Genomic DNA, 9,589 nt, shown 5'->3' on the forward strand with positions numbered 1-9,589 from the left:
CCGGCGCAGGAGCCATTGCCGCCGTCGGGTCGATCGACCGGGTTATCCAGGCCTTCAGCCCACAGGTCCTTGTTGTGGAACAGGATGGCGCCGGCCTCGGCCAACGGTTCGTCAATCGCTCCCAGCGTCTGCTCTGGCCAGGCCGGTGCCTTGAGCGAACTGATCCAGGCGTCGGAATCCTGCATGTGGTCCAGAACCCATTGCTTGGCGTTGTCGATGTCGCTGAAGAAGTCCGGAAAGTGGAACGACAGTTCGATGCGTTTGGCGTCGACCAGCTGGCCGGCGTCGAAGAACTTTGCCGTGCGACTGCCGACGTTCCACCAAACCGGTGGGTCTTCGGTACCCGTCGAGGGTTCTGCCTGCACGGTCAGATAGCTGGGGATGGTTTCGTAGTCCGCCAGCGTCAGCGTGCCGAACAGCTGGAAGTTGGTGATGTTGCCGGTGCCGCGGACCTTGTTCTGCGAAATGATCGCCAGCGCCGCCTGCTGCGGGGCGAGTCGCGCCAGATCGGTGAACATCACCGTGATATCCGACAGGCTGTTCGTGCCGTACATCGCGCCCAGGCCTTCGCCTTCCTCCGGCAGGCCGACACCGCCGCCGTGGCAGATGCTGCAAGTGGTGTTGAGCTGGCCCGTCCAGGTTCCGTCTTCCTCGCGAAGCTGCGTGACGCCCATCGGCAACTGTCCGCTGCCGCCATCGGTCAGGTTCGGGTCCTCTCCATCCAGTGGGTAGGGATTGCGCACGGCGGACAGCGGCATGCCCCAGCGCTGCGCCACCAGCTGGTCGTAGTTGGCGGGTCGCTCGCTCAAGCCCCAGATCGAGTTCCACATGCCCGCGTATTCGTACGCATCAAACGCGAAGCTGGACTCGGAGTAGTCCCCCGAGAACATGCTGGCCGCGCCGATGCGACCCTCCGCGGCGACGATCGCCAGACCGCTCTTGGCGCGGGCCCTGAGCTCACCACAGGTTTCCGGCCGGTTGTCGGCCTGACAGCTGTGGTACCAGGCATTCATCAGCACGGCCTTGCCCTCGTTGACGCCTGGCACGACCAGCGTTCGCGGATCGTCAGGCACCGCTGCGTCGTCGGGTTTGTCCGCGCAGTAGTCATGCCAGTAGTGCCCGCCGCGACGACTGCCCAGCAACGGGAGCTGCTCGCCGTCTGGCGTGTCGGTAACGGGGTCCGGGCCGGCGCCTCCGGTGTCATCAGGCTGTGCGACTTCAGCAGTGTCTCCCGCACACCCGGCGAGACCCAATAAAGCCAACGCGATCAATGCCGTTCTTGGATTCAGCATGGCGTCTTTCCTCCTTACTTCGCACGTTGCATCTGCTTGTGGCGCATGTGCCGCAGACTGATTATTAAACTTTTGTCAATTTAATTGGAACATTTGTACCTAATTTTGGCAAGGCCTATAGTTCGGGACATGTACAGAGAGATAGACGGTGCCCCCGCGGCGCGGAAACCGAGTCAGGCACGGTCGCGCGAACGGGTTGAGAAAGTGGTCGCGGGCGCGGATGCCCTGCTCGCGGAGGGTGGGCTGGAGCGCTTTTCCATTCCGACGCTGGCCGAGCGATTGGGCATGAGCCGTCGCAGCATCTATCTGTTCTTTCCCACGCCCTATGACCTGCTCAACGAGGTGACACGGCGTTACATCGCGCGACTGGAGGACCATCTGGCGCAGCGACTGACCGAGTTGGGAAAGCCCGACATGACCGAAATGCTGGCGCGCATGACGTTCGCCGCGGCTGATTTCCACAACCGGAATCCGGTGGGGCGGCTCCTCATTCTGGGAGGCGCGGTCACCGACAACAGCTACAAGGCGCAGGACATGAACAAGCGTCACCTCGGCTCGCTGGCGCGCAACATCCTGCTGGAATATGGCTTCGTAATGCCCGAGTCACCGCCCGATGTCGCCACGATCGCGGTGGAGATGGGGACGGCCTGCTACCGGCATTCCTATGGAAGCCATGGCCTGATCACCGATGACTACAAGGTGGAGTCCGCCTACGTCATGTTGCTGTATCTCAATCACACCCTGGGCATTGATCAGACCGTGACACGAGATGACCTGCGACGGTTTCTGCAGCTGCCGGATGTCCGATGAACGAGGGCTCCACGTCGTCAACCTCGTTGATAGACTGCGACGGACGATCGCACGGGCAGGGATCGCTCGCGTGACGCATTACCTCCGGTAGGACTCTCGTGCCTGAAACCCAATATGACCTCGTGCTGTTCGGCGCGACCGGGTTCACCGGCGGTCTGACCGCCGAGTATCTGGCCCGCCATGCACCGGCCGATCTGCGCTGGGCGCTGGCCGGACGCAGCGTGCGCAAGCTGGCGGACGTGAAGCGCCGGCTGGCGCGAATCAATCCGCGCTGCGAGTCGCTGGGTCTGGTCCAGGCGGACAGCCACGACGCCGAGTCACTGGCGAAGCTGGCCGGTTCCACGCGCCTGGTGATCTCCACCGTGGGGCCTTACATCCATCACGGTGCGGCGCTGGTCGCGGCCTGCGCCGCGCAGGGCACGGATTACGTCGATCTGACCGGTGAACCGGAGTTCGTCGAGCTTTGCCTGCAGAAGTTCGATTCGGCTGCCCGCGCCTCCGGTGCCCGGATCGTCAATTGCTGCGGCTTCGATTCCATTCCGCATGATCTGGGCGTGCTCTACACGGTGCTGCAATGCCCGCCCGGCGTGCCGATTCGCATCCGCGGCTTCGTGCGGGTGTCGATGCGCATCTCCGGTGGAACCTGGCACTCGGCCATCCATGCGTTTTCGCGGATGCGGCATTACGTGCGGCTGCGTCGCCAGCGCGGCGCCACGCCCCGCGGCGACGGCCGGCGGATCAAGCCGCTGATGCAGGGTGTGCACTACGAGCCGCAGCTACGGAAATGGGCCGTACCGTTCCCGACCATCGATCCGCAGGTCATTCTGCGTTCGGCGCGGGCACTGGAGCGCTACGGACCGGATTTCGGCTACGCGCATTACCTGGAACTGCGTCGTCTGCCGGCGGTGTTCGCCACCGCGGCCGGCGCATCCACGCTCTTCACGCTGGCGCAGTTTGGTCCGACGCGCCGCTGGCTGCTGTCCCGCAAGTCGCCGGGCGAGGGGCCGAGCCGGCAGCGCCGTGCCCGCAGCTGGTTTCGCATCCGGTTCATGGCCAATGCCGGTGGCCAGCCGATCCGCACCCAGATCAGCGGCGGTGATCCCGGTTACGACGAAACGGCGAAGATGCTGTCGGAGTCGGCGCTTTGCCTGCTGCTGGACGACACGCCCGCGGTGGCCGGCGTGCTCACCCCGGCGGTGGCCATGGGTGAACCGTTGATCGAACGCCTGCAGGCGGCCGGCATGCGTTTCGAGCCGCAATGGACACGCCGCATGGAGACGACAGGATGACCCCATTCGATCTGGCACTGGTCACGGTGGACGAGGGCCTGAAGCCATACGGCGAGCTGCTGGGCTCCGATCACATTGCCTACCGCAATCACTGCGCGCGGGTGCTGCACGCCTTCGCGAGTCTGGTCGACGACGAGACGGCGATGCGTCAGGCGGCCGTGGCGACGATCTACCACGACCTCGGTATCTGGACCGATCACACGCTGGAGTACCTCGAACCTTCCGCCGACATGGCGCGCGACGCCGTGCTGGAACTGGGCGAGCCCGGCTGGGTGGACCCCGTCGTCGGCATGGTGTTGTGGCATCACAAGCTGCGGGCCTACACCGGGCCGCATGCCGAGGTCATCGACCCGTACCGGCGCGCGGATTCGGCGGACGTGATGCTGGGACTGGTGAGCTACGGGATCGACCGGGCCGTGTTGCAGGCCGGTCGGCGTCGGTTCGCCAACGCGGGCTTCCACAAGCGGTTGTTGCAGCTGGGCGGTCAGCGTTTCCTGAAGAAGCCCTGGTCGCCGCTACCCATGTTTCGCTGGTAGCGCCTCACCGACCAAACAATCGATCCGCGGTGCGGTCGGTGGCATCCACCAGTCGATCGACGATGCCGGGCTCGGTCGCGGAATGGCCGGCATCCGGCACCATGTGGAATTCGGCCTCCGGCCAGGCCCTGTGCAGGTCCCAGGCGGTCTGGGGCGGGCAGACGACGTCGTAGCGCCCCTGGACGATGAAGCCCGGGATGTGGCGGATGCGGTCGACGTTGTGCAGCAGCTGGTCCGGGTGATCGAGAAAGCCGCCGTGGACGAAGTAGTGGCTTTCGATGCGGGCGAAGGCCTCGGCGAACCGGGCGTCCTGGAACGACTCGACCAGCGCCAGGCTCGGGATGAGCTTGCTGGTCGCCGCCTCCCAGCGTGACCAGGCGCGGGCCGCCGCGACGCGAACCGACACGTCAGGGTGGGTCAGCCGTCGGTAATAGGCCTGGAGCAGGTCGTCGCGCTCGTCCTCCGGTATCGCCTGGATGTACTGCTCCCAGGCATCCGGGTACATGCGGCTGGCGCCGTCCTGGTAGAACCATTCCAGTTCCTGCTGCCGCAGCAGGAAAATGCCGCGCAGGATGATCGCCAGCGTGCGATCGGGATGGTTCTGGCTGTAGGCCAGTGACAGCGTGGAGCCCCAGGAGCCGCCGAACACGACCCAGGCGTCGATCTCCAGCAACTCGCGCAGTCGTTCCATGTCGCTGACCAGCGCCCAGGTGTTGTTGTGTTCCAGTTCCGCGTGCGGTGTCGACCGGCCGCAACCGCGCTGATCGAACAGCACGATGCGGTAGCGTGCCGGGTCGAAGAAGCGCCGGTACAACGGCTGCGTACCGCCGCCGGGGCCACCGTGCACGAACACCACGGGAACCCCGTCCGGGTTGCCGGATTCCTCGAACCAGACGGTGTGGCCGTCTTCGGTGGGCAGCGTGCCGGTGCGCCGGGCTTGGAGTTCTGGGTAGAGGGATTTCATGGCTCCGATCTTAGCCGGGTTGCCGGGTGGATGTGGACCACGGTTCCGCGTTTCGGGGGGCACATTCGGGTTTACCCCGGGCGCGATAGACTGGCGCGCATGTACACCGCCGCATTCTCCCGGTTTCTGGCCGATCCGCACCGGCTGCATTTCGCGGCGCACAGTCATCATCCCTGGCCGGATGTCGCACGCGATGCCCAGATTCGGGCCTGGGACGATGCCGCCCGCTGGATCGACGCGAAGTGGTCGCATGTGTTCGACACCGTGGTTCCGACGGCGCAGCGCCACATCGCGCGGCAGCTCAACCTGCCGGACCCGGCCACGGTGGCGTTCGCCACCAACCTGCACGAGTTCGTGCTGCGTCTGGCGAGCGCGGTCGTGCAACGGCCGATGCGGGTGCTGACCACCGACAGCGAGTTCCATTCCTTCGCTCGCCAGCTCGAGCGCTGGGAGGAGGCCGGCGAGGCGGTCGCGACCCGGGTGCCGGTGGAACCCTTCGAGAGCTTCCAGTCCCGCTGGGCCGAGGCGGCGGCCGACGACGCGTTCGATTTCGTCTACCTGTCGCAGACCTTCTTCAACTCCGGTTTCGTCGTGCCCGACATTCACGCGGCGGTGGCGGCCGTGGCTTCGGAGCAGGCGCTGATTGCCGTCGATGGCTACCACAGCTTCATGGCGTTTCCGGTAGACTGGTCGGTCTCGGCCGATCGCGCGTTCTTTCTCGCCGGCGGCTACAAGTACGCGATGGCGGGCGAGGGCGCCTGTTTCATGCATTGCCCGCCGGGTTGGGGCGAACGCCCGGTCAACACTGGCTGGTTCGCCGGTTTCGAGGGGCTGTCCGACGCGCAGCAGGGCGTGCCTTACGCCCAGGACGCCATGCGCTTCGCCGGCTCCACTTTCGACCCTTCCGCGCTGTACCGATTCAATGCCGTGCAGGGCTGGCTGGAGAGTCAGAGCCTGACCCCGTACCTGATCCATCTGCATGTCGAGAGTCTGCAGCAGCAGATGCTGTCGGCGTTGCCGGTCGCAGGGCTGGGCATGGACGAACTGATTCCGCCGATGCCGCTGACGCGAGGCAATTTCCTCACCTTCCGCTCGCCGCGGGCGGCCCAGCTCAAGGAGGCGCTGGCCGAGGCCGGCGTGGTGACCGACGTGCGTGACGACCGGTTGCGTTTCGGCTTCGGGATCTACCACAGCGGGCCGGACGTGGTCGCGCTGGTCAATCGCCTGTCGCGCTGCTAGTCGTCAACCGCGGTACGCATCGTGTCCAGCTGTCCGCGGATCATCACCCAGGCGGATTCACTGCTCATGGAGCCGCCGTTGGCGGAGTCGACGCCGTCGTGTTCGGCCAGTCTGACCGACCAGCCGACGCCGGTGCTGATGACCACCACCTCGCGCCGGGATTCCATGCGCTGGACGGCATCGATGACATCCTCGCCGCGGATGTCCAGTTGCCGGGTCAGTCGGTCCACCAGTTTGTGGAGCGGTCTGGGACAGCAAAGCGACTCCGTCTGCTTGCGCCGAAGCGCTGCTTCGATGGCCTGTTCCACCGAGCGCTCGAAGGCGTCTCGGCTTGCCGCGCCGGCGGTCAATCGCGCCAGGCCGCCCTTGGCATTTTCATTCGTCTCCACGGATTGTCTCCCCCGCGTCATGAACGCCCAACGGTAGGCTGAATCGACTGAATCTTGCGTGAACAAACGCCTGTTCCCTGACGGGCTCATGGCGGAGAAGCACGCCGTTCATCGGCCGGATTCGGACCACCGTAAAGTTGGGGTGAACACCAGTCTCGATGATTGGCGGATGGGAGGATCGCGCGGTTGTCACGGTCTAGTGACGGGATGACGTCCAACCGCCGATCCGGAGAATGACGATGCGCCTGATGACCCTGATTCTGTGGCTGACTTCCGCCAGCGTGATGGCCGCGCCGGTGGCGCCACCCTTCACGCAGACGGAACCCGAGTACTGGATCAACAGCGAGCCGCTGACGCTGGCTGATCTGTCCGACGGCCCGACGATCATCGAGTTCTGGACGTTCGGCTGCATCAACTGCCGCCGTTCCATTCCCTGGGTCAACGCCCTGATCGCGGACTACGCGGATCGGGGTCTGACCGTCGTCGGCATCCACAGCCCCGAATTCGGCTATGAGCGCGCACTGGACGAGGTGGCACGGCGCTGCGAGGTGCTGGGCGTCGAACACCCGGTCATGGTCGACAACGATCATGCGTACTGGAACGCGATGGGCAACCGCTACTGGCCGGCGTTCTATCTGCTGGACGCCGATGGCGTGATTCGTGGCCGTTTCATTGGTGAAACGCATGCTGGCGATCGGCAGGACCTGGCCGTTCGCGAGGCGCTGGACGCGTTGATCGCAACCCCCTGAGCCCCATGCCCGGTGAGGACTGGGCAATTTTTACGATTTCGTTACAGTTGTCTCCGACCGATGATGAAAAAGTGCCGGTCCATCGAATGACCGGCCAACCATAAATAGAAAGACGCTGTGCGGCCCGTGTCATGCGGGCAGCGGGAGACAACACAATGAGCATGCAACGCTTGGTTGCGCTGGCGGCCGTGGCCGTCTTGGGCGCGTGTGGGGGAAGTTCCGGGGACGATGCGGCATCACCGCCGGAGACCGCGCTCACGGGGATCTTCGTCGACGCGCGGGTGGCCGGCCTGGAAGTCGCCGCTGCGTCGGGTCGTTCGCGGACCGATGCGCTGGGGCGTTTTTCCTACGCCTCCGGTGAGCAGCTCGAATTTCTGATCGGCGATATCGCGCTGGGCAGCGCGAGCGGCGCCGACATCATCACGCCGATCGACCTCGTGCCCGGTGCCACCGGCGCTGACCTGTTCGCCGATCCGCCCGCGGTCCTCAACATCGTCCGTCTGCTGCTGACGCTGGATGAGGACCTGGAGCCCGCGAACGGCTTGCAGGTGAGCCAGCGAGCCCGTGATGCGGGGCAGGGGCGTTCGCTTAACTTCGCGCAGAGCCACGACGCGTTCGGTGCCGAGACCGACGTGCTGGCGTTTCTGGCCGCCGCGACCGGCGATGCCCGCAAGGCCGGGCGCGAACTGGTCAGCGCCGAGGTCGCCGCCGCGCATTTCGAGCAGACGCTGGCGGATATGAACGACGACGGTCAGGTCAACCAGCCTCCGGTCGTCTCCGTGAACTCGCCGCTGACCATCAACGAGGGCGGCATGGTCAGGCTTTCGGCGCGGATCAGCGATCCGGATGGTTCGGTCGCCGGTATCGCCTGGGAGCAGGTCGGCGGTCCGGAGGTCGTGCTGGACGATCCGCAGGCCACCCGTCCTGGCTTCAGCGCCCCCCAGGTCAACGCCGACACCACGCTCGGTTTCCGCGTGACCGCCACCGACGACGCCGGTGCCACCGCATCGGCGGTCCTGGAAGTCATCATTATCGACCTGCCGGGTAACCCACCGGTCAACACGCCGCCGGTGGCCACCGCTGGCGCGGATCGCAGCGTTGCCGAAGAGCAGTCCGTCACGCTGGATGGCTCGGCCAGTTCGGACCCCGACGGCACCGTGGCCGCCTATCGCTGGCGTCTGGTCGGTGACGGCGCCATCGAACTGACCGGCGCCAATAGCGCGCAGGCCAGCTTCACGGCGCCCGCGACGACGACAAGTCTGGTGCTGACCTTCGAATTGACGGTGACCGACGATGCCGGCGCCAGTGCGTCGGACCAGGTGCTGATCACCGTGGAGCCGGTCAACACACCGCCGGTGGCTGATGCCGGCGACGACCGGCAGGGCTTCGCCGGTCAGGTCGTCATGCTGGATGGGACCGCCAGCGGCGACCCCGACGGCGTGATCGCGCAATACGCGTGGAGCAGCGACACGACGTCGGTCAGCATCGAGGATGCCGATCGGGCCACCGCGCACTTCGTCGCGCCGGATGTCGAGGCCGACACGACCATCCGCGTCACCCTGCGGGTGACCGACAACGAAGGCGCCAGCGCCACCGATAAGGTGCAGGTGACCGTCGCGCCGAATGCGGCGCCGGTGGCCGATGCCGGCGCCGATCAGAGCACGGACGAAGGCAACACGGTGATCCTGAGCGCCGCGGCGAGCAGCGATCCCGATGACGGCATCGCGACCTACGCCTGGACCCAGGTCGACGGAGCGGTCGTCGAACTGATCGGGGCCGATTCCGCCGTGACCAGTTTCCTCGCGCCCGATGTCGAGCAGGAGACGGTGCTGAGCTTCGAGGTCACGGTCACCGACACGCGCGGTCGCGCGGCGTCGGACAGCGTCACCGTGACGGTTTACCCGATCGTGGCCGGACAGTTGCGCGTCGGCGCGGCGAAGGCGTCGGTGGTGCCGACGCAGGCGCAGATTGACGGCATCGAGGAGCCACGAATCGGCGGAGCCACGCATCTGCAGAAATTCAATCTGGGCGGGTTCGGCATCGATCCCACGCAGAATCTTCCGGACCCGTTCGGTGCCCTCGGCGACTCGCTGACCGAACCGGCGGCGGAGCGGCTGCATGTCGGCGAGCAGGGTGAGGAACACACCTGGATTCGCGCGATGGCCGTCGAGGAGCCACGGGAAGACGGCAGCGTCACCCGGGTGCTGTTCCTGGTGCTGGACGCCGTCGGTGCCGGCAACCTGATTCAGCAAGGCGTGCGTGACGCCGTGGTCGAGGCCACCGGGATCGAGCCCGACAACATCGTGTTCGGGCAGACGCAC

At 65.9% G+C, this 9,589-nt stretch carries 9 protein-coding genes; 6 read left to right on the forward strand and 3 right to left on the reverse strand.

Annotated features, from left to right (window positions below; translation table 11 throughout):
• A partial coding sequence (locus tag ABNS06_RS04315; RefSeq protein WP_348672785.1) for a hypothetical protein occupies nucleotides 1–1,292 on the reverse strand: 1,292 nt, incomplete at its 3' end.
• Between the two features lie 129 nt (nucleotides 1,293–1,421).
• Between ABNS06_RS04315 and ABNS06_RS04320 the strand changes: the two genes are divergently transcribed.
• From ABNS06_RS04320 to ABNS06_RS04330, 3 genes are all read left to right on the forward strand, one after another.
• The gene (locus ABNS06_RS04320) at nucleotides 1,422–2,102 is read left to right on the forward strand and encodes a TetR/AcrR family transcriptional regulator (RefSeq protein WP_348672786.1); all 681 of its coding nucleotides are present in this window, start codon (nucleotides 1,422–1,424) and stop codon (nucleotides 2,100–2,102) included.
• A gap of 98 nt (nucleotides 2,103–2,200) precedes the next feature.
• Nucleotides 2,201–3,391, forward strand: a complete 1,191-nt coding sequence (locus ABNS06_RS04325) for a saccharopine dehydrogenase NADP-binding domain-containing protein (protein ID WP_348672787.1) — start codon at nucleotides 2,201–2,203, stop codon at nucleotides 3,389–3,391.
• Nucleotides 3,388–3,927 carry a hypothetical protein gene (locus ABNS06_RS04330; protein WP_348672789.1) on the forward strand — a complete coding sequence of 180 codons (540 nt, stop codon included), beginning with the start codon at nucleotides 3,388–3,390 and terminating at the stop codon, nucleotides 3,925–3,927. The genes ABNS06_RS04325 and ABNS06_RS04330 overlap by 4 nt, the downstream gene beginning before the upstream one ends.
• A 4-nt stretch (nucleotides 3,928–3,931) precedes the next feature.
• Here ABNS06_RS04330 and pip read toward each other — a convergent pair whose 3' ends face one another.
• Nucleotides 3,932–4,891 (reverse strand): prolyl aminopeptidase, encoded by a 960-nt coding sequence (pip, locus tag ABNS06_RS04335; protein WP_348672790.1) that lies wholly within the window; start codon nucleotides 4,889–4,891, stop codon nucleotides 3,932–3,934.
• Between the two features lie 99 nt (nucleotides 4,892–4,990).
• Between pip and ABNS06_RS04340 the strand changes: the two genes are divergently transcribed.
• On the forward strand, nucleotides 4,991–6,130 hold the full coding sequence (locus tag ABNS06_RS04340; RefSeq protein WP_348672791.1) for a selenocysteine lyase: 1,140 nt from the start codon (nucleotides 4,991–4,993) through the stop codon (nucleotides 6,128–6,130).
• On the opposite strand, the gene ABNS06_RS04345 is transcribed toward ABNS06_RS04340, so the two are convergent.
• The gene (locus ABNS06_RS04345) at nucleotides 6,127–6,519 is read right to left on the reverse strand and encodes a hypothetical protein (RefSeq protein WP_348672792.1); all 393 of its coding nucleotides are present in this window, start codon (nucleotides 6,517–6,519) and stop codon (nucleotides 6,127–6,129) included. The two genes, ABNS06_RS04340 and ABNS06_RS04345, sit on opposite strands and share 4 nt — an antisense overlap.
• 239 nt (nucleotides 6,520–6,758) lie before the next feature.
• On the opposite strand from ABNS06_RS04345, the gene ABNS06_RS04350 reads away from it, so the two are divergent.
• A complete protein-coding gene (locus ABNS06_RS04350; RefSeq protein ID WP_348672793.1) occupies nucleotides 6,759–7,268 on the forward strand; it encodes a redoxin family protein in 510 nt (169 codons plus the stop codon).
• Nucleotides 7,269–7,423: 155 nt separating this feature from the next.
• On the forward strand, nucleotides 7,424–9,589 hold a 2,166-nt coding region (locus ABNS06_RS04355; RefSeq protein ID WP_348672794.1), incomplete at its 3' end, for a PKD domain-containing protein.

Source organism: uncultured Abyssibacter sp. (assembly GCF_964000955.1).
Lineage (GTDB): Bacteria > Pseudomonadota > Gammaproteobacteria > Nevskiales > OUC007 > Abyssibacter.

What these genes read in the sequence shown, in the direction of transcription:
- ABNS06_RS04320 (WP_348672786.1), top strand. Translation starts at nt 1,422, where the DNA reads ATGTACAGAGAGATAGACGGTGCCCCCGCGGCGCGGAAACCGAGTCAG.
- ABNS06_RS04330 (WP_348672789.1), top strand. Translation starts at nt 3,388, where the DNA reads ATGACCCCATTCGATCTGGCACTGGTCACGGTGGACGAGGGCCTGAAG.
- pip (WP_348672790.1), bottom strand. Translation starts at nt 4,891, where the DNA reads ATGAAATCCCTCTACCCAGAACTCCAAGCCCGGCGCACCGGCACGCTG.
- ABNS06_RS04340 (WP_348672791.1), top strand. Translation starts at nt 4,991, where the DNA reads ATGTACACCGCCGCATTCTCCCGGTTTCTGGCCGATCCGCACCGGCTG.
- ABNS06_RS04350 (WP_348672793.1), top strand. Translation starts at nt 6,759, where the DNA reads ATGCGCCTGATGACCCTGATTCTGTGGCTGACTTCCGCCAGCGTGATG.